The 23948-nt window shown below is 74.3% G+C and carries 23 protein-coding genes; 10 read left to right on the plus strand and 13 right to left on the minus strand.

Annotated features, from left to right (window positions below; all coding sequences use genetic code 11):
- Positions 1 to 102: 102 nt before the first annotated feature.
- The gene (locus IE134_RS02990) at positions 103 to 588 is read right to left on the minus strand and encodes a nitroreductase/quinone reductase family protein (protein ID WP_189429499.1); all 486 of its coding nucleotides are present in this window, start codon (positions 586 to 588) and stop codon (positions 103 to 105) included.
- Complete coding sequence (locus IE134_RS02995) at positions 585 to 1790, minus strand: acyl-CoA dehydrogenase family protein (protein ID WP_098016387.1); 1206 nt, start codon at positions 1788 to 1790, stop codon at positions 585 to 587. The genes IE134_RS02990 and IE134_RS02995 overlap by 4 nt, the downstream gene beginning before the upstream one ends.
- Positions 1791 to 1952: 162 nt before the next feature.
- Here IE134_RS02995 and IE134_RS03000 point away from each other — a divergent pair, with 162 nt between their 5' ends.
- Positions 1953 to 3125 carry a thiolase C-terminal domain-containing protein gene (locus IE134_RS03000; protein WP_189429500.1) on the plus strand — a complete coding sequence of 391 codons (1173 nt, stop codon included), beginning with the start codon at positions 1953 to 1955 and terminating at the stop codon, positions 3123 to 3125.
- A 12-nt stretch (positions 3126 to 3137) separates the two neighbouring features.
- Here the strand turns inward: IE134_RS03000 and IE134_RS03005 are convergent, their stop codons facing one another.
- Both IE134_RS03005 and IE134_RS03010 read right to left on the minus strand, forming a co-directional pair.
- On the minus strand, positions 3138 to 3542 hold the full coding sequence (locus tag IE134_RS03005; protein WP_030709439.1) for a PIN domain-containing protein: 405 nt from the start codon (positions 3540 to 3542) through the stop codon (positions 3138 to 3140).
- Positions 3535 to 3813 carry a type II toxin-antitoxin system Phd/YefM family antitoxin gene (locus tag IE134_RS03010; protein WP_030709445.1) on the minus strand — a complete coding sequence of 93 codons (279 nt, stop codon included), beginning with the start codon at positions 3811 to 3813 and terminating at the stop codon, positions 3535 to 3537. Before IE134_RS03010 ends, IE134_RS03005 begins: the two co-directional genes overlap by 8 nt.
- A gap of 52 nt (positions 3814 to 3865) precedes the next feature.
- Between IE134_RS03010 and IE134_RS03015 the strand changes: the two genes are divergently transcribed.
- From IE134_RS03015 to pspAB, 3 genes are all read left to right on the plus strand, one after another.
- Entirely contained in the window at positions 3866 to 4570 is a 705-nt protein-coding gene (locus IE134_RS03015) for a pyridoxine/pyridoxamine 5'-phosphate oxidase (protein WP_373296728.1), read from the plus strand.
- A gap of 79 nt (positions 4571 to 4649) precedes the next feature.
- Positions 4650 to 5558: a zinc metalloprotease HtpX gene (gene htpX, locus IE134_RS03020; protein WP_030709449.1), complete on the plus strand. Its 909-nt coding sequence runs from the start codon at positions 4650 to 4652 to the stop codon at positions 5556 to 5558.
- Between the two features lie 28 nt (positions 5559 to 5586).
- The gene (gene pspAB / locus IE134_RS03025; protein ID WP_030709451.1) at positions 5587 to 6180 is read left to right on the plus strand and encodes a PspA-associated protein PspAB; all 594 of its coding nucleotides are present in this window, start codon (positions 5587 to 5589) and stop codon (positions 6178 to 6180) included.
- Here pspAB and IE134_RS03030 read toward each other — a convergent pair whose 3' ends face one another.
- From IE134_RS03030 to fepB, 7 genes are all read right to left on the minus strand, one after another.
- On the minus strand, positions 6181 to 6909 hold the full coding sequence (locus IE134_RS03030; RefSeq protein WP_189429502.1) for a hypothetical protein: 729 nt from the start codon (positions 6907 to 6909) through the stop codon (positions 6181 to 6183).
- The gene (locus IE134_RS34420; protein ID WP_189429503.1) at positions 6906 to 10415 is read right to left on the minus strand and encodes a CHAT domain-containing protein; all 3510 of its coding nucleotides are present in this window, start codon (positions 10413 to 10415) and stop codon (positions 6906 to 6908) included. The genes IE134_RS03030 and IE134_RS34420 overlap by 4 nt, the downstream gene beginning before the upstream one ends.
- A gap of 59 nt (positions 10416 to 10474) precedes the next feature.
- The gene (locus tag IE134_RS03040; RefSeq protein WP_098016382.1) at positions 10475 to 10900 is read right to left on the minus strand and encodes a Zn-ribbon domain-containing OB-fold protein; all 426 of its coding nucleotides are present in this window, start codon (positions 10898 to 10900) and stop codon (positions 10475 to 10477) included.
- Entirely contained in the window at positions 10897 to 11349 is a 453-nt protein-coding gene (locus IE134_RS03045) for a DoxX family protein (protein WP_189429505.1), read from the minus strand. The genes IE134_RS03040 and IE134_RS03045 overlap by 4 nt, the downstream gene beginning before the upstream one ends.
- 79 nt (positions 11350 to 11428) lie before the next feature.
- Entirely contained in the window at positions 11429 to 12490 is a 1062-nt protein-coding gene (locus tag IE134_RS03050) for a FecCD family ABC transporter permease (protein ID WP_189429507.1), read from the minus strand.
- Positions 12487 to 13530, minus strand: a complete 1044-nt coding sequence (locus IE134_RS03055) for a FecCD family ABC transporter permease (protein WP_098016380.1) — start codon at positions 13528 to 13530, stop codon at positions 12487 to 12489. Before IE134_RS03055 ends, IE134_RS03050 begins: the two co-directional genes overlap by 4 nt.
- Positions 13531 to 13532: 2 nt before the next feature.
- The gene (gene fepB / locus IE134_RS03060) at positions 13533 to 14534 is read right to left on the minus strand and encodes a Fe2+-enterobactin ABC transporter substrate-binding protein (RefSeq protein ID WP_098896131.1); all 1002 of its coding nucleotides are present in this window, start codon (positions 14532 to 14534) and stop codon (positions 13533 to 13535) included.
- 224 nt (positions 14535 to 14758) lie between these two features.
- Here fepB and IE134_RS03065 point away from each other — a divergent pair, with 224 nt between their 5' ends.
- From IE134_RS03065 to IE134_RS03075, 3 genes are all read left to right on the plus strand, one after another.
- Complete coding sequence (locus tag IE134_RS03065; protein ID WP_189429509.1) at positions 14759 to 15955, plus strand: flavin-containing monooxygenase; 1197 nt, start codon at positions 14759 to 14761, stop codon at positions 15953 to 15955.
- A gap of 92 nt (positions 15956 to 16047) precedes the next feature.
- Entirely contained in the window at positions 16048 to 16395 is a 348-nt protein-coding gene (locus tag IE134_RS03070) for a VOC family protein (RefSeq protein ID WP_010061009.1), read from the plus strand.
- A gap of 77 nt (positions 16396 to 16472) precedes the next feature.
- Positions 16473 to 17468 carry an AraC family transcriptional regulator gene (locus IE134_RS03075; RefSeq protein ID WP_189429511.1) on the plus strand — a complete coding sequence of 332 codons (996 nt, stop codon included), beginning with the start codon at positions 16473 to 16475 and terminating at the stop codon, positions 17466 to 17468.
- 73 nt (positions 17469 to 17541) lie between these two features.
- On the opposite strand, the gene IE134_RS03080 is transcribed toward IE134_RS03075, so the two are convergent.
- Positions 17542 to 18420: an NAD(P)H-binding protein gene (locus IE134_RS03080; protein WP_179888021.1), complete on the minus strand. Its 879-nt coding sequence runs from the start codon at positions 18418 to 18420 to the stop codon at positions 17542 to 17544.
- 298 nt (positions 18421 to 18718) lie between these two features.
- On the opposite strand from IE134_RS03080, the gene IE134_RS03085 reads away from it, so the two are divergent.
- The 3 genes from IE134_RS03085 to IE134_RS03095 all read left to right on the plus strand — a co-directional run bounded on the left by IE134_RS03085 (position 18719) and on the right by IE134_RS03095 (position 22525).
- On the plus strand, positions 18719 to 20947 hold the full coding sequence (locus tag IE134_RS03085; protein WP_097982373.1) for an acetate--CoA ligase family protein: 2229 nt from the start codon (positions 18719 to 18721) through the stop codon (positions 20945 to 20947).
- The gene (locus IE134_RS03090; RefSeq protein WP_189429513.1) at positions 20938 to 21858 is read left to right on the plus strand and encodes an enoyl-CoA hydratase/isomerase family protein; all 921 of its coding nucleotides are present in this window, start codon (positions 20938 to 20940) and stop codon (positions 21856 to 21858) included. The genes IE134_RS03085 and IE134_RS03090 overlap by 10 nt, the downstream gene beginning before the upstream one ends.
- A 67-nt stretch (positions 21859 to 21925) precedes the next feature.
- Positions 21926 to 22525 (plus strand): flavin reductase family protein, encoded by a 600-nt coding sequence (locus tag IE134_RS03095; RefSeq protein WP_126931020.1) that lies wholly within the window; start codon positions 21926 to 21928, stop codon positions 22523 to 22525.
- 16 nt (positions 22526 to 22541) lie between these two features.
- Here the strand turns inward: IE134_RS03095 and IE134_RS03100 are convergent, their stop codons facing one another.
- A complete protein-coding gene (locus tag IE134_RS03100; RefSeq protein ID WP_189429514.1) occupies positions 22542 to 23864 on the minus strand; it encodes an MFS transporter in 1323 nt (440 codons plus the stop codon).
- Between the last annotated feature and the right edge of the window lie 84 nt (positions 23865 to 23948).

Genomic DNA, 23948 nt, shown 5'->3' on the forward strand with positions numbered 1-23948 from the left:
CCACGCACCCCTGCGGGTGGTCCGCCGTCGGCGTCCCCGGACGATGCCCGCACTCTCCGTTTCCGGCCACCCCGGACGACGTCCGCGACCGCCGCTCTCCGGCTACCGCCGCTCCAGCCGGAACAGCCGGATCTCCCGCTCCACCCGTCGCTGGTACGCCGCGTACGGCGGCCAGAACGCGAGCGCGGCCTGCCACACCCGGGCCCGCTCCTCGCCCTCCAGCAGGGTCGCGCGTACGGGGATGTCCCGGCCGCGCCAGTTGACGACGGCCGCGTCCGGGCGGGCCAGCAGGTTCGCGGTCCAGGCCGGGTGACCCGTACGGCCGAAGTTGCTGCCGACCAGGATCCAGGCGCCCTCCACCTCCCCCTCGGGCATACAGGCCAGCGGGGTGGTCCTCGGCCGGCCCGTGCGCGCCCCCGGCACCGTGAGGACGAGCCCCGGCAGCATCCGGGCGCTGAGCAGCACCCTGCCCCGGGTGAGCCGGTGCACGGCCCGGTCCAGGACGGGAACCACGCGCGGGGCGATCAGCGCGAAGGCCCGGGTCGAGGAGACCCGCTGGACCAGCCGCACGCCCCGGGCGCCGGTCACCGGACGCCCGCCCCGTGCAGGACCCCGGAAGCGCCGGTGGCGGGCCCGAAGAGTCCGGCCCGCTGCGCCGCGTGGTCGCGCAGCCGGTGGACCGGGCCGAAGAGCAGCTCGTCGCCCGCCGCCCGTTTGAGGTAGCGGTGCGCCTCGTGCTCCCAGGTGAAGCCGATGCCGCCGTGCAGCTGGACGGCCTCACCGGTGGTGATCCTGGCCGCCTCCAGGGCCTGGGCGAGCGCGAGCGGCCCGGCCTCCGGGTCCCGGGCGGCGTGGTACGCGGCGGAGCGGGCCGCCTCGACCCGTACGTACAGGTCGGCGAGGCGGTGCTTGACGGCCTGGAACGATGCGATGGCCCTGCCGAACTGTTCGCGCGCCTTCACGTACTCCACGGTGCGCTCCAGAGCGCTCGCCGCCGTCCCGACCGCCTCGGCGGCGAGGATCGCGGCGGCCGTGCGCCCAGCGGCGGCGAGGGCGGCGGCCGCGTCGGCGGTGTCGTCCGCGCCGAGCGGCTCGGCGGGGGTGTCGCGCAGTTCGAGGCGGGCCAGGGGGCGGGTCTCGTCGAGGGCGGTGAGCCGGGTGCGGACGAGCCCGGGCGCATCGCCGGGCACCAGGAAGAGCTGCGTACGGCTGCGCGGGTAGCCCCCGGCGTGGGCGGCGACCAGGAGCAGCCCGGCGCTGTGCCCGTCGAGCACCCGGTCGGCCTCCCCGTAGAGCCGTCGCCCACCCGCCTCCCCGTGGGCCTGGATGCCGCCGGCCCGGCCGCCGCCCGCCCAGGTTCCGTCGAGGTTGTCGCCGGTGAGGCCGAGGGCGGTGGCGAGCGAGCCGCCGGGGAGGGCGAGGGCGGCGGTCAGGGTCCCGTCGGCGATCCGGGGCAGGAGGGCGGCCCGCTGGTCCGGGGTGCCGAGGGCGGCGATCAGGGGTGCGGTGAGGGCGGCGGTGGCGAGGAGCGGTGAGGGCAGCAGCGCCCGCCCGGTCTCCTCGCAGGCGAGGGCCAGCTCGGTGGTGGTGCAGCCGGCCCCGCCGTACTCCTCCGCGAGGGCGAGGCCCGGCAGCCCGAGATCCCCGGCGAGCCGGCGCCACAGGGCCGGGTCGTAGCCCTCGGCGGTGCGCACGGCGGCGGGGATCGCGTCGGGTCCCGTGTGCCGGGCGAGCAGGTCGCGCAGGGTGCGGCGGATCTCGTGCTGTTCCGCGGTGAAGGCGGCGTCCATCTGCGGGCTCCTTCCGCCCAGGGGTCGGCGACCCCTGATCTGACGAGCCGTCATGTTAGGCGCGGGGGACGGTAATTCCCAGAGTCGCGCAGACGCGCGGGGCGAGGAAGGTGTCGCGCACGCCTGGTTGCCGACGTTCATATCTGATGTACCGTCAGATTCATGTCTGCCTCCCGCCCCCGCAAGGTCGCCGTCGTCGGCGTGGCGCTCGCGGACTGCGGCCGCGTCGACGACGCCACGTCGTACGCCCTGCACGCCCAGGCCGCCCGCCGCGCCCTCGCCGACTCCGGCCTCGACCGCTCGGTCGTCGACGGCTTCGCCTCGGCGGGGCTCGGGACCCTGGCCCCGGTGGAGGTCGCCGAGTATCTGGGGCTGCGGCCGACCTGGGTCGACTCGACGGCGGTGGGCGGCGCCACCTGGGAGGTGATGGCCGCCCACGCGGCGGACGCCATCGCCGCGGGCCGGGCCCGGGCCGTGCTCCTCGTCTACGGGTCGACGGCCCGGGCCGACATCAGGGCGGGCCGCCGCACCTCGAACCTGTCGTTCGGGGCGCGGGGGCCGGCGCAGTTCGAAGTGCCGTACGGGCACAGCCTGATCGCCAAGTACGCGATGGCCGCCCGCCGGCACATGCACGAGTACGGCACGACCCTGGAGCAGCTCGCCGAGGTGGCGGTGACGGCGCGGGCGAACGCGGCGGCGAACCCGGAGGCGATGTTCCGGGACCCGATCACGGTCGAGGACGTCCTCTCCGGCCCCATGATCGCGGACCCGTTCACCAAGCTGCACTGCTGCATCCGCAGCGACGGTGGCTGCGCGGTGCTGCTGGCCGCCGAGGAGTACGTACCGGACACCGCGAAGGCACCGGTGTGGATCCTCGGCACCGGGGAGCACACCTCGCACGCCACGATGTCCGAGTGGGAGGACTTCACGGTCTCCCCCGCCGCCGTCTCCGGCCGCCTCGCCTTCGAACGGGCCGGGGTGCGCCCGGCCGACATCGACCTGGCCGAGATCTACGACGCGTTCACGTACATGACGCTGGTGACGCTGGAGGACCTGGGTTTCTGTGCGAAGGGCGAGGGCGGCGCCTTCGTCGAGAAGGGCCGCACCGGTCTGCGCGGCGAGCTCCCGGTGAACACGGACGGCGGCGGCCTGTCCGCCTGCCACCCCGGGATGCGCGGGCTGTTCCTGCTGGTGGAGGCGGTACGGCAGTTGCGCGGCGAGGCGGGGCTCCGGCAGGTGAGCCGGCCCGGGGGCGGGCTGCCGGAGCTGGCGGTGGCGTCGGGGACGGGCGGCTGGTTCTGCTCGTCGGGGACGGTGGTGCTGGGGCGGGGGTGAGGTGCCCCGGCCTCAGAGCCCCACGACGGTGACGGCGCTCTCCAGGCCCTTGAAGTCGTCGGCGTTGCGGGTGAAGAGCGGCAGGCCCCGGACCGACGCGATGGACGCGATCATCAGGTCCATGCGGCGCGGCCGGGGATCGCGCCGGGCCGCGAGGACGAGGGCGACAAGGGTCCCGTACCGCGCGGCGGCGTCCCCGTCGAACGGCAGCGGCTCGAAGTCCGCGACGGCCGCGCCCAGCTTCTCCATTCGGGCCGCCCGGACCAACGGGTCCTTCGCCATGGCCACGCCTTGCTGGAGTTCGGCCAGGGAGATCGCCGTGAGGGCGGGCAGCATGGGCAGCCGCTCCGGCTCCAGCAGGTCGAGGTCGATGTACGTACAGGTGTCGAGCACTCCCGTGCGGTGCCGCTCAGCCACCGTTGCGCTCCCACACGTCGTCGTCGCCGACCCGGTCCTCCGTGCCGAAGAACTCGTCCGCCTCGCGGCGCAGCAGGTCTCCGTCGACCCGGGGCAGCCGCCGGTGCCGGGCCACGAGCTCCTCGGCGCCGAGCTGCCTCTTGCGACTCAGCGGACGCAGTTCGGCGACCTCTATGCCGTTGCGGGTGATGTGGAAGGTCTCCCCGCCCTCCACCGCGTCCATGACCTCGGCGGAGTTGTTCCGGAACTCCCGCTGCGTAATGGTCTTCATGACCCCACGGTAGCGCGCCGTGTCCCGTGGTGCTACATAGGAGGACCGCCCCATGCGGTCCAATGACCCCATGACCGACGACACCGCCCAGCGCTCCTTCCGCGACCTCCTGCACGCCCAGCGCGTCTGGGACACCGAGCTGCCCGCCTTCGATCCGGAGACGGCCCCGCCCGCGCCTCTCGCCCTCTTCCACACCTGGTTCGCCGAGACCGTGGCGGCGGGGCAGCCCGAGCCGCACGCGATGGCGCTGGCCACGGCCGACGCCGAAGGGCTCCCCGACGTCCGCACGCTGCTCCTGCACGACGCCGACGAGCGGGGCTGGCACTTCGCCTCCCACGCCACCAGCGCCAAGGGCCACCAGCTCGCCGCCCGCCCGCACGCCGCGCTCGGCTTCTACTGGCCCGCGCAGGGCCGGCAGGTACGGGTCCGGGGCCCGGTCGTCCGCTGCACCCCGGCCGAGAGCCACGCCGACCTGCACGCCCGGTCCACCGGGGCGCTGGCCGCCGCGCTGACCGGGGCGCAGAGCGAGGTCGTCGGCTCGGTGGCGGAGCTGCACCGGACGGCGGACGCGGCCTGGGACCGGGCGGTGGCGGAGCCGGACGCGGAGGCCCCGACCTGGACCCGGTACGTGGTCGAGCCGGCCGAGGTCGAGTTCTTCCAGGGCGATGCCCGGCGCCGCCACGTCCGGCTGCGCTACCGCCGTACCGAGGGCGGCGGCACGGGCGGCGACTGGACGCGGGAGCTGCTCTGGCCCTGACCGGTGCAGACAGCACGTTTATCCGGTTCTCACCGTTAAGGGGCACTATGGGAGACAGCTGAGCTGTTGGGAGGCATCGATGCCACGGGCCCGTTCGCGCTACGCCCCCGACCGGGGTCTGACCGGCCGCATGGTCACCACCATGTTCCTGATCGGTCTGCTCTACGTCGTCTTCGTGGGCGTGCTCCTCGCGGCCCTGCGGGGCTCCTGGCCGATCATCCTGATCATCACGGGCGGCCTGTTCATCGCCCAGTTCTGGTTCAGCGACCGCATCGCCGCGTACGGCATGGGCGCCCGCGAGGTCACCCCCGAACAGGCCCCCGAACTGCACGGCACCATCGACCGCATCTGCGCGCTGGCGGACATGCCGAAGCCCAGGGTGGCCATCGCCGACAGCGACGTACCGAATGCGTTCGCCACCGGCCGCAGCGAGAAGACGGCCCTGGTCTGCGCGACGACGGGCCTGCTGCGCAGACTGGAGCCGGAGGAGCTGGAAGGGGTCCTCGCCCACGAGATGTCGCATGTCGCGCACCGGGACGTGGCCGTCATGACCATCGCCTCGTTCCTCGGCGTACTGGCGGGCGTCATCACCCGGATCGCCCTGTGGGGCGGCTTCGCGCGCAGCCGCCCCGGCAACGACCCGGCGGGCATCCTGCTGCTTCTGATCCCGCTGATCAGCGCCGTCGTGTACGCGATCAGCTTCCTGCTGACCCGGCTGCTCTCCCGCTACCGCGAACTCTCCGCCGACCGGGCCGCCGCCCTGCTCACCGGGCGCCCCTCCGCGCTCGCCTCCGCCCTGACGAAGGTCAGCGGGCAGATGGCCCGCATCCCGACGGAGGACCTGCGGAAGGCGGAGCCGTACAACGCGTTCTACTTCATGCCCGCGTTCTCCGCGAAGGAGAGCATGGGCCGGCTGTTCTCCTCGCACCCGACGCTGGAACAGCGTCTGGACCAGCTGTCCCGGATCTCCACCGACCTGTCCCGCTGAACCATCGAGCGTTGAAGGAGTTACGCCCGTGGGCCTGCTCGACGCGATCCTCGGCCGGAGCAAGCCGGTCCGCCCCGACCTAGACCAGCTCTTCGCCGTCCCCTCCGCCGCCCTCACCCTCCAGGCCGCCACCGGCTTCACCCCGACCGGCCGGGGCTCGGTCTGCTTCGCCGGGGTGGAGGGCGGCGGCTTCGCCCGGCTCCAGGAGGACGTACGGGAGTTGCTGGACGCGGACACGGAACGCGGGGGCGTCCCGGTGGAGTTCAGCCGGGACGCGTACGGCTACACCTGGCTGCTGGCCACCCACCCGGCCGACGACACGGCGGGCCTGGTCAACGACCTGCACGCGGTCAACACGATGCTCCAGGACGGCGGCTTCGGCCCGCATCTGCTGTGCTCGCTGATCGGCTTCCGGGACACTGAGTCCGCCGACGGCCGGTCGCTGGCTCTCGTCTACCTCTACAAGCGCGGCACGTTCTACCCGTTCGCCCCGCTCCCCGGCGACGCCGAGAAGCGGGACAACCAGCTGGAGCTCCAGGTGCGGGGCGCCCTCGGCGACGACCTCCGGGTGGAGAAGGACCTGTCCCGGTGGTTCCCGGTGTGGGGCGCGCCGGGGCTGTGATCAGCCCGGGCCGCCCGCTGCCGGTGTCCGCTCGGCACCGGTGCCGAGCGGGATCCCGTGGGCCGTGGGCCCCAGGCGCGCCCGGTAGCGGCGGACGCCCCAGCTGCGGTGTTCCAGTTCGGCGGCGACCAGGACCTCCGCCGTGTTGACCTGGCCGGGGACCAGCTCCACCAGGGCGGCCACCGGGTGGTCGCCCGCCAGGGGCAGTCGGCGCAGGCCGCGGAACTCCCACTGGGGGTCCGGCTGGGACGCGCCGTGGCCGCGGACGATCCACTCCTCCCGGGCGGGTCCCGGCTCCGGCTGCTGCCGTTCCACGCCCAGGTCGACGACGCCGGTGCTGACCGTGAAGCTGAGTCCGGTGCCGGGGCCGGCCGCCGTCGGGCGGGTGCGCTCCCCGGGATCGATGAGGCGGGCGACGGGCCGCAGGGCCGGGTCGGGTGTGGAGAGGGACAGGGCCAGGGAGGCGTGCCGGAACGTGCCCGGGGCCTGCGGGGCCTCCGGGCGGAACGAGCACACCAGCAGCAGGTGGCGGTAGTCCCGGCCCGGTGTGGAGCGGACGTGGGCGTGCCAGTCGGCGGGGGCGCTCCCGTGCTCGGCGGGCAGCAGGTCCCAGCCGAAGGTGAGCCGGCCGCGCAGCGGCTCCGGGGTCCGCATGCGCCCCGGGCCGGCCGGTGAGCCGAGGGTGCGCTCCGGTTCGAGGGCGATGTCGTGCAGCTGGATCTCGGTCATGCGGTGGCTCCCGTGCTCCGGCCCCGTAGGAAGGTGAAGGCCCCCCAGTCGCGGTACTGCGGGTACCGGGCCCGGGTGGCGGTCTGCGCCTCGCGGAACGCCCGTTCGGGGGCGTCGGCGAGGTCGGCCCGCTGGTGCAGGCGGTGGAAGAAGTACGCGGCCGGCTCGGGCCGTACGGCCCACAGGCAGCCGACGACGGCCTGCACTCCGGCGGTGATGAGGGCGGCCGGGACGCCCCGCACGTTGTCCGCCCGGTCGAAGCGGCCCAGCGCCGATTCGCAGGCGGCGAGGGTGACCAGGCGGACGCCGCTCAGGTCGAGTTCGAGGAAGTCGTGGGCGAAGACCCGGCCGTCGTCGTCCTCGTCCGGGGTGAGGTAGAGGCAGTGCAGCCAGGGGGCGTCCTGGTCCATCGTGCCGTGGACGGCGAGGTGGACCACGTCGGCGGTGGCGAGTTCGGCGAGCAGCCCGGCCCGGGTCGCGGCCGGTCCGGTCACCGCATCCGCGCCGACCGCCTCGGCGACGGCCCGGGCGTGCTCGTCGAGGGCGGGTTCGGCGGGCAGACCGTAGGGCACGCCGCCGGTGGCGGAGGCGATGACGGCGGTACGGCGTGGGGGCGGGCGTTCCGGGAGGCCGGTGGGGACGAGCGCTTCGAGGCCCGCGATGGTGGTGACGGTCCAGTCGTCCGCGATCGGGCGGCCGTCGACGGAGCAGAGCGCGACCGGCAGGTAGTGGAGTGCGCCGTGCGGCCAGAGCAGCAGGCGGTCCTTGCCCTGGGCCCGCCAAGCGGCCCACCGGTCACCCATCGCGAGCGGCAGCTCGGGCCCCGTCAGCAGCCGCCGGCCCTCGGGGGTCACCTCGCCGAAGAGCGGGTCGCGTTCGACCTCTGTCCGGACCGCCTCGACCAGGTCGGCGACGGGATGCCGGTCGGCGTACGCCTCGGCGCTCTCGGGTCCGCCGTCGTCGGGATCGCCCAACTGCACCGTGATCGCACTGCCTTCGCGGGTGACGGCGAGGAGGACGGCGGCGCCGTTCACGGCGGTCGGCAGGAACCAGGTGAGCAACACGCTGCGCTCGTCGAGCAGTTCGCCGGTGCGCGCCCACAGGTACTGGTCGTCCACGAAGGGGGCCGAGCGGGAGCGCAGTTCGTCGTCGATGAAGGAGGAGATCCGGCGGCGCAGGTTGCGGACGAACCGGCCGTCGTCGTGGCTCTCCTCCCCGGGGTCCGTGTCGAGGACGTTCAGCAGGTTCGCCGTCGCACCGCCGACGGCGGTGGGGCTCTCCAAGGAGCGTAGTTTCGCCAGGTAGTCGGCGATGTGCGCGGGGCGGGTGACCGGGCCGTCGATCCGCCGCCACGCCCCGGCCTCCGGCCCCTTGCCCGCCTGGTGAAGGCCGAGCATCAGGGCCACCGGCAACGACTCGATCCCGAGGGTCACCTGCCATACGGCCGCGTGGACGAGGTCGCGGAGCACCTCGCCGAGCGCGGGGGCGCCGCTGGTGTCGAAGTTCGGTACGTCGACGATGATCGCGTGGACGGCGTTCCTGAGGGCGTCGCCGCTGAGGTTCGGCAGGTCCTGGAGGACGGGCAGCAGGCACGCCTGGGCCAGGTCCTGCTGGTTCAGCGAGGCGTAGGAGAGGGCCGCGTAGGTGGCGTGGCCCCACGGGAAGGGGACCCGGTCGGAGACCGGCTCGCCCCGCTCGACCGCCAGGCGGTACAGGTCCGCCGTCAGCAGCCGGACGCCCGCACCGTCCCCCGGTCGCGCCTGCCGCAGGAGGGCGGCGCCCCGTGCGGGCTGCCCCCGGTCGCGGGCGTGGGCGGCCGCGTGCAGGAGGGCGGCGGAGCGCTGGGCCGGGGTCCGGTCGGCCGGGAAGGACTCCGGGAGGGGTCCGGGGCCGGGGCAGTCGGTGGGGTCGTCGGGCAGTGCGTGCAACCGGGCCTCGATCCGTTGGCGGCGCTGCGCGGGGCCCGGGGAGAGCGGTGAGTGGTCGGCCCAGTCCAGCACCGCGCGCAGGAGCGGCCGGTCTCCGCGCTCCCGGGCGAGGTTGATGCCCTGGTCCACGGTCCGGGCGGCGACGACACCGCCGTACGCGGCGAGGAAGGCGGGCACGTCCGAGCCGAACACGTTCTCCCGTACGGTGTCGACGAAGGCGGCAGGCGCGTCGCCCATCGACCGGAGCAGGAAGAGCACCAGATCCGGCGGAGCGGCGGCATGTACGGCGAACAGCGCGTCGAACGCGGCCCGCGCCGTCGCCCGGTCCACGCCGCCGTCCTCCTCCCCCTCCTCCGCGACCACCTGCGCCAGTGCGGCCAGGATCCGGGGGCGCAGCGCACTGCCCGGCCCGGTCTCGCGCTCGTCCGACTCGGCGGCCCGCACCAGCAGGTCCCGGGCCTCTCCCCGTAACCGCGCGTCGAACCGCACCGGCCACGTTCCGCCGAACCACGGCCGGTACAGCGGGGACCGGTACAGATCCGCGGTGTGCTGGGCGGCCCGTACGGTCCCCTCCGCGCCGGCGTACGCGTCGCCGCCCAGGTCCTCCGGGCCCCGGACCGCCAGCCGCAGCCGGGCGGCCGCCAGGAGCGCCGCCGCCAGGCCCGCGGAGCCCGCCGGCCGCTCGATCAGGCGCCCGGACAGCGCGTCGGCGTCCTCGAACACCGGGCGCTCGCACCGCTCCGCGAGCACCGGCGCCGCGCTCTCGACCGTACGCAGTGCCGCCTCCCGCCAGACCGCCTCCGCTCCGCACTCCTCGGCGACCTCGGCGACCAACCGCCAGTAGAGGTACAGGAGATCGGCGGCTTCTCCCCGGCTCCGGGTCACATCCGCGACGAGCAGCTCCAGCAGCGCCCCGGCGGACAGCCCGTGGGCCTCCCCCAGGCTCCGGCGCACGCGCTCCAGCTCACGCGCTCGCTGCTTGGCCGCGTCGAGCGACAGCACCTGGTCCCGTACATGGAGCACCAGCTCCAGCAGGACGGAGACCGGGTCGAGGACGAACGTGACGGCCGGGTCGGACTCGCCGAGCCCGAGAGACTCACCGGGCCCAACTGGCTCACCGGGCCGACCGGGCCCGTCGAACCGCACCCGGCCCGCACAGACCATCCCCTGCCGGGCCTCCTCCGTCAGCACCTCGACCATGTCGTCGCCCGCGGGCAGCACATGGGACACGACCAGCACGAGCGAGCCCGCCCCGGACGCCGTCTCCAGCCAGCCGGCCGGCAGGTCCAGGGCGAGGTCGTACGCCAACTCCAGTCCACCGGGGCCCAGTACGGAGACCACGCCCCCCGCGTCCCGGCGGACGGACCACCGCGCGTCGACGGGTTCCGCGAACGGCAGCTCGTCCAGCGACGCGAGCGCGGCCAGCCCCCGCGCGTACGCCCGGGTGAACAGGCTCCCGCCCGGACCGGCGCCGGTGAACGGCCCGAGCCCCGCCTGTCCCACCGCCAGTCCGGCATGCCGGGCCCCGTCCACCTCGGCCAGGAAGGCCCACCCCGTGACGTCCTCCGACAGTCGCACGCCGCCCCCTAGCGCCTCTGGATCGTGGCGGTGACCAGCCTTCCACAGAAGCGCGCCGCTCAGCCCCGGGGCCGGAACACCGGTACGGCCTCTTCCCCCGCCTCCCGGAACGTGACGGTCAGCGGCATCCCGACGCGCAGCGCCTCGTGCGCGCACTCCGCGATCTCCGTCATCATCCGGGGCCCTTCGGCGAGGTCGACGACGGCCGCGACGTACGGGACGCGGGATCCGAAGGGCGGCAGGTCGTTGCGGTGGACGACGGACCAGGTGTAGAGCGTCGCCTCCCCGCTCGCCGGCTCCCAGCCCACGTCCTCGCCCCAGCAGTACGGGCAGAACTCACGCGGGTAGTGATGCGCCCGGCCGCATCCGGCGCAGCGGCGTATCAGCAACTGCCCCTCGGCCGCCGCGTCCCAGTACGGGCGGGTGAAAGCGTCCGGCTCCGGGAGGTCGAAGCGCGGGGCCGCGGCCGCACGTTCGGCGCTCACAGGAACAGCCCCAGCGCCGCGTCCAGCGACCAGGTCTGCCAGGCCATGGCGAAGAGGGCGACGAGGGAGATCAGCGCCATCATCGCGTTCTGCCCCTGCTCGGCCCAGTCGTGGATCATCAGGACCAGGTAGAGGAGATTGAGGAGCAGGCCCGCCACCAGCGCGATCGGAGTGAGGAAGCCGGTCACCAAACCGATCCCCAGGGCCAGTTCGGCGTAGACGACGACGTACGCGATCAGCTTCGGCCGGGGCTCGACGACCCGGCGGAAGCCGGTGCGGACCACCCCCCAGCGGTGCTTTCCCGCGATGTCCGCCGCCCAGGCGATCCCCGTACCGCGCTCGAACCAGCCTTTCCTGTCCTTGTGGCGCCAGCTCTCCAGCCACCACAGGCCGAGGCCTATGCGCAGGACGGCCAGCCATTCCGTTCCGCCGAGCCAGATCGTCTGCATCGGCCCTCCACTCACAGTTTTCTGACGGTACGTCAGTTCACCGGACGGAGGCCGTCCCCGCAAGAGGTCTGCACCGCCTTCAGCGCCGCCGCCCGCGCCCCAGCAGCCATGCCAGATAGACGCCGCCGAGCGCGCCCGTGACCACGCCCACCGGCAGCGGCCCGGCCGTCGGCAGCGAGATCGCGACCAGATCGGAGGCGGAGAGCAGCAGCGCCCCCATCGCGGCGGCGGGCAGCAGCCCCGTTCCCGTACCCCGGCTGAGGCGGCGGGCCAGTTGGGGTGCGCAGAGGGCGACGAACACGATCGGTCCGGCCGCCGAGACCGCCACCGCGCTCAGCCCGACCGCGATCAGGAGGACGAGCACCCGGGTCCGCCCCGCGTCCACGCCGAGGCCGCCCGCCGCCTCGTCGCCCATCTCCAGCAGGTCCAGGCGGCGGACGACCGGGAGCGCGGCCAGCAGGAGAGCCCCCAGACCGAGCAGGGCGGGCAGGACCTGGTGGGTTTCCGCGCTGCCGAGGCTGCCGATCAGCCAGAGCTGGGCGGACTGGGCGTGGTCGAGGGCGGCCCGGGTGAGCAGGTACGCGTTGACCGAGGCGAGCAGCGAGCCGACGGCGATCCCGGCGAGGATCAGCCGGTTGCCCCGGAACGAGCCGCGTCGGGCGAGGAGTTGGACGAACACCGCCGTGGCCAGGCCGCCGCCCGCCGCCCCGGCCGCCACGTAGGCCGGTTCACCGTGCAGCAGGACCAGCAACGCGCCGGTCGCCGCACCGGAGTTGAAGCCGACGATGTCCGGGCTGCCGAGCGGGTTGCGGGAGAGCTGCTGGAACAGCGCCCCGGCCGCGCCGAGTGCCGCGCCGACGACGAGCCCGAGGGCCACCCGCGGCAGCCGCAGCTCCAGAACGACGAACGCGGACTGCTCCGAGCCCGCGCCGAACAGCGCGCCCAGCACCTCGGCGGGCGGTACGAGGCCGTCCCGGGTCAGCGCGAGAGCGCCGCTGCCCGCCGCGAGCAGGGTGAGGAGGAGGGTGACCGCCAGGGGTCGGGGGCGTATCCGGAGGGAGAGTCCCCGACCTCGTACGGCCACCGGGCTGCCGGAGAGACCCCGCCCCCGCACGGCCACCGGCTTTTCGAGGACGCTCATGCCGCCCCCACCGCCTTCCGCGAGGCGGCTGTACGGCTCCGCCGGTTGCGGCCGATCAGCCAGATCAGGACGGGCGCGCCCACGAACGCCGTCACGATGCCCACCTGGATCTCGGCGGGGCGGGCGACGACCCGGCCCACGATGTCCGCGACGAGCAGCAGGCCCGCCCCGATGAGGACCGCGTACGGCATCAGGCGGCGGTGGTCGGGCCCGGTCAGCAGGCGGGCCACGTGCGGGGCGACCAGGCCGATGAAGCCGACCGGGCCGATCGCGGCCGTCGCGGCCCCGCTGAGCAGCACCGTGGCGAGCGTGCCGAGCAGCCGTACGCGCCCGGGTGCGACGCCCAGCGCCCGGCCCGCCTCGTCGCCGAGGGCGAAGGCGTTGAGGGCGGGCGCGGTGGTGAGCGCCAGCACCGCACCCACCAGCAGGAAGGGCAACACGTCGCACAGCACCGGGAGTTCACGGCCCGCCAGCGTGCCGACCGACCACATCCGCAGCGTCCCGTACGCATCCGCGTCCAGCACCCCGAGCCCGCTGACCACCGCGCCGAGCACGGCGGTGACGGCCACCCCGGCGAGCACGAGCCCTTCGGGGGTGCCGCGGCCCGCGCCCCGGCCGCCGAGCAGATACACGACCACCACCGCGACGGCCGCCCCGAGCAGCGCCCACCAGACGACGGCCTGGAGCGAGCGCGTACGGAACAGGACGGTCGCGGCGACGACGGCGCAGGCGGCCCCGGTGTTGACGCCGAGAAGGCCGGGATCCGCCAGGGGGTTACGGGTCAGCCCCTGCATCACCGCGCCGGCGAGGCCGAGCGCCGCTCCGGCCGTGACGGCGAGGAGGGTGCGGGGCACCCGGACCTCCCGGACGATCGAGGCGTGCGGGGCGTCGGGGTCGAGCAGCGCGGCGAACACCTCGGCCGGGGGCACGGGTTGGGCGCCCACGGCGAGGCCGCCGGCCACGGCGAGGGCCAGGAGGACCAGCCCCGCCGTGAGCCCGGCGGCGTACCGCGCGCGGGCGGCGGGTCTGTTGCCGGCCACTGTCAGCCGAAGGCCTTCTCGACCTTGTCGATCAGGTTGCCCGCGCTGTAGTAGTCCAGCCGGAAGGTGTCGAGGCCCAGGTCGTACACCCGCTTGTCCTTGACCGCCGCCAGGTCCTTCCAGACCGGGCGCGCGGTGGCGGCGGTGATCTCCTCGGGGGTGTGGCTGACGAAGAGCAGCGAGCTGTCCTTCGCGGTGTCGGCCACCTTCTCCTGGCTGAACTCCGCGAAGTCCGAACGGCCGCCCTGCGTCTGGCCCTTGCCGGCCGGCGGCTCCAGCACGGTGAAGCCGAGGGAGGTGAGGAGGCGGCCCTGGGCGGACTCGGGGGTGAAGACGGTCATCGCGGACTGGTTGTCGCGGACGAGCGCGGCGGACTGCTTCGGCACGGTGATGGCGGCCTTGACCTCGCCGACCCGCTTGTCGTGCGCGGCGACGACCTCGCTCGCGCGCTTCTCCAGGCCGAGGTCCTTGCCGAGGCGGGCGGTCAGGTCCTGCCAGGAGACGTCGTCGTGGCGGTAGAGGAGGGTCGGGGCGACGGCGGAGAGCTTGTCGTAGAACTTCTCGGCGTTCTCCGCGCCGGAGGACGCGCCCACGATCAGGTCGGGCTTCAGCGCCAGGACTTTCTCCACGTCGGGCTCGAAGCCCTGGTAGGCGACCTTGACGCTGTTCTTCGCCGCGGCGTCGGACCACTGGGTGAAGAAGCCCTGCTTGTCGGTGATGACGGAGGGCGGGGTGGCCTGGGAGGCGATGACCGGGGCGTCGAGGGCCAGCAGATGGCCGGTCATGGTGACGCTGACCGAGACGATCCGCTCGGGCCGGTCGGGGACCTTCTCGGTGGTCCCGGCGTCGTGCTTCACGGTGCGGGCGGCGGCGGCCGCTTTGGCCTCGCCGTTCCCGTCACCCTTGGCGCCCGCGTCGCCGCCACCGCAGGCGGTGAGCGCGAGGAACCCGGCGGCGACCACCGCCACCCCCCGGAAACGAGCCCGCAGCTGTCTGCCGTTCATGTACGTCCCACCCCTTCACCCCCGGACGGGCGCACGGCACGGCGCCGCGCGGCTGCCCCCGGAGGTCACCCCGCATCAGTCAAGGCAAGGTTAGGCTTACCTTATCCACATAAGGGGTGCCCGGGCACGCGCGGTCACCGCACCGCACCGCTCGTGATCAATTCGCAATCGATTTCCCTCTTGACCGAGACCCATCAACAGAGCGGGCGATTACGCTCCGAACCATGCCCAACAGCCCGTCCCCCGCAGCCCGTCACGACGCCGTCGCCCTCACCGACCGTACGGAGGTCCGGCCCGTGTACGTCATCGGCGGCGGCCCCGGCGGGCTCGCCACCGCGGCCGCGCTGCGCGCCCGGGGCGTACGGGCGGTGGTCCTGGAGAAGTCGGACCGGGTCGGCGCGTCCTGGCGCGGCCACTACGACCGGCTGCACCTGCACACCACCCGCCGCTGGTCCGCACTGCCGGGGCTGAAGATGCCGCGGAAGTTCGGGCGTTGGGTGGGCCGGGACGACGTGGTGCGGTATCTGGAGAAGTACATCGAGCACCATGAGCTGGAGGTGGTGACGGGCGTCGAGGTGACCCGGGTCGACCCGGCCCCCGACGGCTCCGGCGACTGGCAGCTCACCGCGACGGGCGGCCGGGTCCTGCGGGGCCGCGCGGTCGTCGTCGCGACCGGCTTCAACCACACCCCGCGCATACCGGACTGGCCGGGCCGCGACACGTTCACGGGCGAGCTGCTGCACGCGGCGGCGTACCGGAACCCGGCCCCGTACGCCGGGAAGGACGTCCTGGTCGTCGGCATCGGCAACACGGGCGCGGAGATCGCGGCGGACCTGGCCGAGGGCGGGGCGTCCGCCGTGCGCATCGCGGTCCGCACGGCCCCGCACATCGTCCGCCGCTCCACCGCCGGCTGGCCGGCCCAGGCCACGGGCATCCTGGTCCGCCGCCTGCCGGTGCGGCTCGTCGACCGCGCCGGGGGCGTGCTGGCGAAGGTCGCCGTGCCCGACCTGACCGACCGGGGCCTCCCGCGCCCCGCCACCGGCCTCTACTCCCGGGTCCGTGAGGGAGCGATCCCGGTCCAGGACGTCGGCCTGATCGACGCGGTGAAGAGCGGCCGGGTGACCCCCGTGGCGACGGTCGCCTCCTTCGACAAGGACGCGGTGGTCCTGGCCGACGGCACCCGGATCACCCCGGACGCCGTCATCGCCGCCACCGGCTACCACCGCGCCCTGGAGCCGCTGCTCGGCCACCTGGACGTCCTGGACGGGCGGGGCCGCCCGGTGGCCCACGGCGGCCGCTCCCCGAAGGGAGCCCCCGGGCTCTACTTCACCGGCTTCACCAACCCGATCAGCGGGATGCTGCGCGAAATGGCCCTGGACGCGGAGAAGATCGCGAAGAGGGTGGCGCGGGCGCCGCGTTGAGCAGGGGCCGGGGCGGGGGCGGGCCGGACTGTCAGTGCTGGCGACTAGGGTCGGGCCCCAGGGGGATATCCAGCCCTTCCGAGGAGTCGATGATGACCGTTCGCCGTGTCGTACCCAACCTCCGGACGGAGGCGGTCGAGGAGAACCGGGACTTCTACGGCCTGCTCGGCTTCGAGGAGGTCATGAACCTCGGCTGGATCACGACCGTCGCCTCGCCGTCCGGCCCCCAGGAGCAGGTCAGCTTCATGACCCACGACCTGACCGGCCCGGTCGTCCCCGACCTGAGCGTCGAGGTCGACGACGTGGACGCGGTGTACGCGGCCGTACGGGCCCGGGGCGCGGAGATCGTCCACCCGCTCCAGGACGAGGAGTGGGGCGTACGGAGGTTCTTCGTCCGGGACCCCGACGGCCGGGTGGTCAATGTGCTGAGCCACCGCTGAGCCCGGGCGCGCCCGGCACCCGCCCCGCTGCCGGTCACCCCTCCGGAACGGGGCCGCCTCTGCCTAGGCTGGGTGTCATGGACGTGTTCGACGAGCTGTTGCGGGGCGTGCGGGGCCGGGGGGCGGTGTTCGGCCGTTCGGTGCTGTGCGCACCCTGGTCGCTGCGGTTCACCGACGGGGCGTATCTGACCCTGTGCATGCCGCTGCGGGGTGCGGGGTGGATCGTGCCGGAGGGCGGTGAGCCGCTGCGGGTGGAGGCCGGCGAGGCCGCGGTCGTGCGGGGCCCGGCCCCGTTCGTCTTCACCGACGACCCGGCGGGCGGTACGGGGCCGGGGCGCGCCGGCGGCGTACGGGAGGTGCGCTGGGACCGGTCCCGGGACAGCGGCGGGGCATCGGACGGTGTCCCCGAATTCGACTGCGCCACCGTGCTGTTGGCCGCCGCCTACGACGTACAGGAGCAGCTCCCCCAGCGGCTCCTGCGGGCGCTGCCCCCGGCCCTCGTGGTGCCCGACGAGGAGGACTGCTCGCCGCTGCGCGACTACCTGGAGGGGCAGCTCGGCCGGGGCCGGCCGGGCGACCAGATCGTGCTCGACCGGCTGCTGGACTGGATGCTGGTGTGCACGCTGCGGGACTGGTTCGACCGGCCCGAGGCGAACCCGCCGGGGTGGTACGGGGCGCTCGGCGACGAGGTCGCCGGCCCGGCTCTGCGGGCGATGCACGAGGACCCGGCGCACCCCTGGACCACGGCGGAGCTGGCGAGCCGGGCGGGGGTGTCGCGGACGACCCTGGCGAAGCGGTTCACCGAACTCGTCGGGGACGGCCCGGTGGCGTATCTGACCGAGTGGCGGATGACGCTCGCCGCCGACCTGCTGTCCCACCCCGAGCTGACCGTGGCGGCCGTGGCCCGCCGGGTCGGCTACGCGGACGCGTTCGGGTTCAGCGCGGCGTTCAAGAGGGTGCGCGGCGAGAGCCCGAGCGCGTTCCGGCGGGAGGCCCTGGCGGCCGGGCCGGTGGACGCGGCGGCGCCGGCGGGGTTCCATCTCCGTTGCGCGGCGCCGGGGCCGGCGGGGTGAGCGACGGCTGAGGGCGGGGCGGGGCCGGGATCCTTCCGGAGAAGGCCCGGCCCCGGAGCCCCGGCCCCGGGCATCAGCCCCAGACCCCCCGCGCCGCCGCCTCCCGGACGAAGTCGGCGAAGTCGCGCGGCTCCCGGCCGAGTGCCCGGCGTACGCCGTCCAGGACGGGCGCCTCCCGGCTCGTGGTGATCGGGTCCAGCGCGTCGGTCCAGAGGTCGGCCTCCTCCTCCGGGAAGCCCTGGGCGATGAGCCCGGCCCGGAAGGCGGAGGCGTCGACGGGGACGTACGCGGCGCGCTTCCCGGTCTCCTTCGCGATCTCGTCCAGGACGTCGGCGATACCGAGCGCGCGCGGGCCCGAGAGGCCGTACTCCTCGCCCGCGTGGCCGTCCTCGGTGAGCGCGGCGACGGCCACGTCCGCGATGTCGTCGGCGTCGATGAACGCGGCCCTCCCGTCCCCGGTGGGCAGGGCCAGTTCCCCGTCGCGTACGCCGTCGAGGAAGACACCCTCGCTGAAGTTCTGGGAGAACCAGCCCGGCCGCAGGATCGTCCAGGTCACCCCCGAGGCGCGGACGGCCCGCTCCCCCTCGCCGTGCGGTCCCCCGTCCACGTAGGCGGGGCCGAAGTAGCCGGGCACGTCCGTACCCCGGGCCGAGAGCAGCACCAGCCGCCGCACCCCGCTCGCGACGGCCTGTTCGACGAAGGCGGGGGTCGGGGAGGGCGAGGCGTCGAGCGGGGTGATGTAGACGGCGGTGACGCCGTCCAGGGCGGCCTGCCAGGTGGTGGGGTCCGCCCAGTCGAACGGGGTCTCCCCGGACCGCGAGGCCGCCCGGGTCTCCACGCCCAGCTCACGGAGGCGGGCCACCACCCGGCGGCCGGTCTTGCCGGTGCCGCCGGTCACGAGTACGGGTCCCTGCACGGAGGCCGCTGCTGCGGTCGCGTCTGTCTGAGTCATGGCACCAGCTTCACGCGGCGGGGCGGTTCCCGCCCATGGCTCAGCGTCCGGGAGGGATGTGCGAGCGTCCGGCACCAGCACCGGGCACCAGGCGCCGGGTGCCACGATGCCGCCACCACCCCAGCAGCCACCACCGCCACGACCCTGCACCACGGGTTCGCCCTGCGTGACCGTGTGAGCCTTTGCCTGCACACCCATTCCTGACGCAGCGTCAGTTCAGTAACCTGACAGAGCGTCAGTTAATCGGCCGGTCCCGCCCGTTCCCCGGCGGGGCCATCGAGCAGGAGTGGGCGGAACGATGCTTGGATCGACTCACGGCACCCTCACCACCGACTTCCGTGCCCGGGTGGTGGCCTGCGGCGAGGAGCCGCACGCCTCCGTCGTCAGCCTGCCCACCGCCACACGGCAGGGCGGCCTCGACGTCAGCGGGCGTCCGCTGCACCTGGCCGTGCCCGACCTGGACCGCTTCTTCCGGCCCCGCTCGGTGGCCGTCGTCGGGGCCTCGGACGCCGAGGGCCGCCCCAACACCGGCATCACCCGGCAGCTGATCGCCTGGGCCGAACGGGTCGGGGCCCGGCTGCACCCCGTGCACCCGACCCGGACCTCGGTGTTCGGCCGGGAGTGCGTCGCCTCGGTCGCCGAGCTGCCCGAGCCGGTCGACCTCGCGGTGCTGCTGGTCGCGGACCCGCTGCCGGTGATCGAGGAGCTGGGCGAGGCCAAGGTGCCCTTCGCCGTCGCGTTCGCCTCCGGGTTCGCCGAGACCGGGGAGGCGGGCGCGGCCGCGCAGGCCCGGCTGGCGGCGGCCGTGGAACGCTCCGGACTGCGGCTGCTCGGGCCGAACACCAACCTGAACGCCTTCGAGCGGTTCCGGGACGACCTGGAGGGCCCCGCCATCGCCCTGATCACCCAGTCCGGACACCAGGGCCGCCCGGTCCACGCCCTCCAGGAGCTGGGGATCCGGCTCTCCCACTGGGCCCCCACGGGCAACGAGGCCGATCTGGAGACCGCCGACTTCCTGGCGTACTTCGCCCAGCTCCCCGAGGTCGGGGCGATCGCCTGCTACGTCGAGGGGCTCAAGGACGGCCGCTCCTTCCTGCTCGCCGCCGACCGGGCCGCCCGCGCGAAGGTCCCGGTCGTCGCCGTGAAGGTGGGCCGCACCGAGGCCGGGACCGAGGCCGCCGCATCGCACACCGGGAAGCTGACCGGGGCGGACCAGGTGGTGGACGCGGCGATGCGGCAGTTCGGGGTGGTCCGGGTGGACGGCCTCGACGAACTCCAGGACACGGCAGCCCTGTTGGCCCGGGCCCGCCCGCCGAAGGCCGAGGGCGTGGCCGTGTACTCCATCTCCGGCGGCACCGGCGCGCACTTCGCGGACCTGGCGACGGCGGCGGGGCTCACCCTGCCCGCCCTGTCGGCGGAGAAGCAGGCCGAACTGCACACCTGGATACCGGAGTACCTCAACGTCGCCAACCCGATCGACAACGGCGGCCACCCGGTCGGCGACTGGCGCGGCCGGAAGATCATCGACGCGATCCTCGCCGACCCGTCGGTCGGGGTGCTGATCTGTCCGATCACCGGCCCGTTCCCCCCGATGAGCGACCGGCTCGCCCGGGACCTCGCGGACGCGGCGGAGGCCACCGACAAGCTGGTCTGCGTCGTCTGGGGCTCCCCCGTCGGCACCGAGGACGCGTACCGCACGACCCTGTTGGGCTCCTCGCGCCTCGCCACGTTCCGTACGGCACGCAACTGCGTCACCGCCGTGAAGGCCTACCTGGACCACCACCGCTTCACCGACCGCTACCGCTCCCCCTTCGAGGACGCCCCGCGCACCCCGTCGCCGTCCTTCCGCAAGGCGCAGGGCCTGCTGCGGCCGGGCCAGCAGCTCAGCGAGCACGCGGCGAAGCAGCTCCTGCGGGCGTACGGGATCCGGGTGCCGCGCGAGCAGCTGGTGACCAGCGCGGCCGGTGCCGTACGGGCCGCCGGTCCGGTCGGCTACCCGGTGGTGATGAAGGCGTCCGGGCCCCGGCTCGCCCACAAGACGGAGCTGGGCCTGGTGAAGGTCGGCCTCACCTCGGCCAGCCAGGTCCGGGACGCCTACCGCGAGCTGACCGACATCGCCCGGTACGAATCGGTGGACCTGGACGGCATCCTGGTCTGCCAGATGATCGACCGGGGCGTCGAGATGATGGTCGGGGTCACCCACGACGCCCTGTTCGGCCCGACGGTCACGGTGGGGCTCGGCGGGGTCCTGGTGGAGGTACTGCACGACGCGGCGGTCCGGGTCCCGCCGTTCGGCGAGCGGGATGCCCGGGACATGCTCGGCGAACTGCGCGGCCGGGCGCTGCTGGAGGGGGTGCGCGGCGGGGCCCCCGTCGATGTGGACGCCCTGGTGGAAGTGGTGCTGCGGGTCCAGCGCATGGCCCTGGAGCTGGGCGACGACCTGACCGAGCTGGACATCAACCCGCTGGTGGTGCTGGGCCGGGGCCAGGGCGCGGTGGCCCTGGACGCGCTGGCGGTGTGCCGGTGAGCGGGGAGGCGGGCCCCGGGCCGGACGAGCACGCGCGTACGGGCGCACCGGGCACGGGACCGGAGGCGGCGGGTCCGGAGACGGCCGGCCCGGCTCCAAGGGCCACGGACCCCGCCCCCGCAGCGGGCACCGTCCTGCACACCCTCGACGGCGGCGTCTCATGGATCACTCTCAACCGCCCCGAGGCCATGAACGCCGTGACCTGGGACCAGCGGGAGCGGATCATCGCCCTGCTGGCCGAGGCCTCCGCCGACCCCGCCGTACGGGCCGTCGTACTCACCGCCACGGGCCGGGGCTTCTGCGCGGGCGCCGATCTGCGGGGCACCCCGGCCCCGGACCGCGAACGGGTCCCCGGGGACGTCGCCCGGACGATCCGGCTGGGTGCTCAGCGGCTGATCGCGGCCGTCCTGGACTGCGAGAAGCCGGTGATCGCCGCCGTGAACGGCACGGCGGCCGGGATCGGCGCGCATCTGGCGTTCGCCTGCGATCTGGTCGTGGCGGCCGACACGGCGACGTTCATCGAGGTCTTCGTACGCCGAGGACTCGTCCCGGACGGCGGCGGCGCGTATCTGCTGCCGCGGCTGGTGGGCCCGCAGCGCACCAAGGAGCTGATGTTCTTCGGGGACGCCCTCACCGCGGCGGACGCGGAGCGACTGGGCCTGGTCAACCGTACGGTCCCGGCAGGCGAGTTGGAGGCCCTGGCCAAGGAGTGGGCGGGCCGGCTGGCGGCGGGGCCCACCCGCGCCCTCGCCCTGACCAAGCAGCTGGTGAACTCCTCGCTGGACGGCGACCGGGCCACGGCGTTCGCGGCCGAGGCGGCGGCCCAGGAGATCAACATGACCACGCGGGACGCCAACGAGGGCGTGACGTCCTTCGTCGAGCGCCGGCCGCCGACGTACGAGGGCCGCTGAGGCCCCCTACACCTTCACATCTGACGCTTCGTCAGTTCTTATGGAGGGCATGATGGGACACGCAGGCATGGCCGCCACCGCCGTCCGGTACCTCAGGTCCGTCGGCGCCGCCACGACAGCCGCACCGGGGACACCCCCGGAGGCACTGCCCCGCCCGGACCTGAGGGCGGTCCGGGACGACGAGCGGCTGCCGATCGCCCCGGCCGAGTTCCGCCGCGTGCTGGGCCACTTCGCCAGCGGCGTCACCGTGGTCACCGCCCGCGACGCGGACGGCCCGACGGGCTTCGCCTGCCAGTCCTTCGCCTCGCTCTCGCTGGACCCGCCGCTGGTGTCCTTCATGGTCGCCCGTACGTCGACGACCTGGCCGCGCATCGCCCGCGCCGGGGTGTTCTGCGTGAACGTCCTGGGGGCGGAGCAGAGCGCGCTGTGCCGGGGGTTCGCGGTGAGCGGGTCGGACAAGTTCGCGGGCGTGGCGTACGGGGACGCCCCCGCGACCGGGTCACCGCTGCTGGACTCCGTACCCGCCTGGATCGACTGCCGCATCCACGCCGTCCACACCGGCGGCGACCACCTCATCGTGGTGGGCCGGGTGGAGGCGCTGGGCGCGGAGGAGGAGGGCGAGCCGCTGCTGTTCCACCGGGGGGCGTTCGGGCGGCTGAGCCGCTGAGCCGGGGCTCGGCGGCTCAGCCGCTGACGACGGGCCCCTTCGGAGCCGGGACGCGACGGATCACCAAAGACATCAGCGCCGCCATCGCACACAGCGCCCCCGCCGCGTACCAGACCACGTCGTAGCTGCCGAACACGTCCCGCGCGACGCCGCCGAGGAACGCGACCACCGCCGCGCCCACCTGGTGCGAGGCCAGCACCCAGCCGAAGACGATCGCGCTGTCGTCGCCGTACTGCTCGCGGCAGAGCGCCAGCGTCGGCGGGACGGTGGCGACCCAGTCGAGGCCGTAGAACACGATGAAGAAGACCATCGGCGGCCGGACGTCGGGGGCCATGAGCATCGGCAGGAACAGCAGCGAGATCCCGCGCAGCGCGTAGTAGACGGCGAGCAGCCTGCGGGCGTCGAAGCGGTCGGTGAGCCAGCCGGAGAAGATCGTGCCGATGACGTCGAAGACCCCGATCACGGCGAGCAGCGAGGCCGCCACGGTGATGGGCATGTGGTGGTCGTGGGCGGAGGGCACGAAGTGGGTGCGGATCAGGCCGTTGGTGGAGGCCCCGCAGATCGCGAAGGCACCCGCGAGAAGCCAGAACGGGCCGGTGCGGGCCGCGTCGACCAGCACGCGCACCGTCCGGCGCGCGGCGCCCCGGGCGGGGGCCGGCCTCGCCACGTACGTACCGCCGTACGGGGCGAGCCCCACATCGGCCGGATGGTCGCGCATCAGCAGCCAGACGAACGGGACGACGACGAGGGCCGCCAGGCCGACGGTGACCGAGGCGGGCTCCCAGCCGTGCTGGTCGACGATCCAGGCGCAGAGCGGGAGGAAGACGAGCTGACCGGAGGCCCCGGCGGCGGTGAGGATGCCGGTGACCAGGCCCCGGCGGGCGACGAACCAGCGGTTGGTGACGGTCGCGGCGAACGCCATCGCCATGGACCCGGTACCGAGGCCGACCAACAGGCCCCAGTAGAGCATCAGTTGCCAGGACGCGGTCATCCAGACGCTGGCGATCGCCCCGGCCGCCACCATCGTGAGCGCGCTCGCCACGACCCGCCGGATGCCGAAGCGGTCCATGAGCGCGGCGGCGAACGGTGCGGTCAGCCCGTACAGCGCCATGTCGATGGAGACCGCGAGCCCGATCTCCCCGCGCGACCAGCCGAATTCGCGGTGGAGCGGGTCGATGAGCAGGCCGGGCAGGGAGTTGAAGGCCGCGCCGCCGATGATCGTCACGAAGGTGACGGCGGCGACGAGCCACGCGCGGTGGATACGGGGGCGGGGGCGGAGGCGCTCCTCGCCGGGCGGACGACGGTCGTCCCGGGCCGCGCTGTCGATGGTCTCGGTCACGTGGACCAGCTTCTTGGCCTGGAGCTTTCCCCACGAGTGGCCTGAAGGACATGGTTCGCAGGAATCGGGCCACGCGATCGGGCC

The sequence above is a fragment of the Streptomyces rubiginosohelvolus genome (genome assembly GCF_014649875.1).
GTDB lineage: Bacteria > Actinomycetota > Actinomycetes > Streptomycetales > Streptomycetaceae > Streptomyces > Streptomyces rubiginosohelvolus.

Excerpts from the sequence above, each read along its gene's own strand:
- IE134_RS02995 (WP_098016387.1), bottom strand. The coding sequence starts at position 1,790 with ATGGACGCCGCCTTCACCGCGGAACAGCACGAGATCCGCCGCACCCTG.
- IE134_RS03000 (WP_189429500.1), top strand. The coding sequence starts at position 1,953 with ATGTCTGCCTCCCGCCCCCGCAAGGTCGCCGTCGTCGGCGTGGCGCTC.
- IE134_RS03010 (WP_030709445.1), bottom strand. The coding sequence starts at position 3,813 with ATGAAGACCATTACGCAGCGGGAGTTCCGGAACAACTCCGCCGAGGTC.
- IE134_RS03015 (WP_373296728.1), top strand. The coding sequence starts at position 3,866 with ATGCGGTCCAATGACCCCATGACCGACGACACCGCCCAGCGCTCCTTC.
- htpX (WP_030709449.1), top strand. The coding sequence starts at position 4,650 with ATGCCACGGGCCCGTTCGCGCTACGCCCCCGACCGGGGTCTGACCGGC.
- IE134_RS03030 (WP_189429502.1), bottom strand. The coding sequence starts at position 6,909 with ATGACCGAGATCCAGCTGCACGACATCGCCCTCGAACCGGAGCGCACC.
- IE134_RS03045 (WP_189429505.1), bottom strand. The coding sequence starts at position 11,349 with ATGCAGACGATCTGGCTCGGCGGAACGGAATGGCTGGCCGTCCTGCGC.
- IE134_RS03050 (WP_189429507.1), bottom strand. The coding sequence starts at position 12,490 with ATGAGCGTCCTCGAAAAGCCGGTGGCCGTGCGGGGGCGGGGTCTCTCC.
- fepB (WP_098896131.1), bottom strand. The coding sequence starts at position 14,534 with ATGAACGGCAGACAGCTGCGGGCTCGTTTCCGGGGGGTGGCGGTGGTC.
- IE134_RS03065 (WP_189429509.1), top strand. The coding sequence starts at position 14,759 with ATGCCCAACAGCCCGTCCCCCGCAGCCCGTCACGACGCCGTCGCCCTC.
- IE134_RS03070 (WP_010061009.1), top strand. The coding sequence starts at position 16,048 with ATGACCGTTCGCCGTGTCGTACCCAACCTCCGGACGGAGGCGGTCGAG.
- IE134_RS03075 (WP_189429511.1), top strand. The coding sequence starts at position 16,473 with ATGGACGTGTTCGACGAGCTGTTGCGGGGCGTGCGGGGCCGGGGGGCG.
- IE134_RS03080 (WP_179888021.1), bottom strand. The coding sequence starts at position 18,420 with ATGACTCAGACAGACGCGACCGCAGCAGCGGCCTCCGTGCAGGGACCC.
- IE134_RS03085 (WP_097982373.1), top strand. The coding sequence starts at position 18,719 with ATGCTTGGATCGACTCACGGCACCCTCACCACCGACTTCCGTGCCCGG.
- IE134_RS03095 (WP_126931020.1), top strand. The coding sequence starts at position 21,926 with ATGGCCGCCACCGCCGTCCGGTACCTCAGGTCCGTCGGCGCCGCCACG.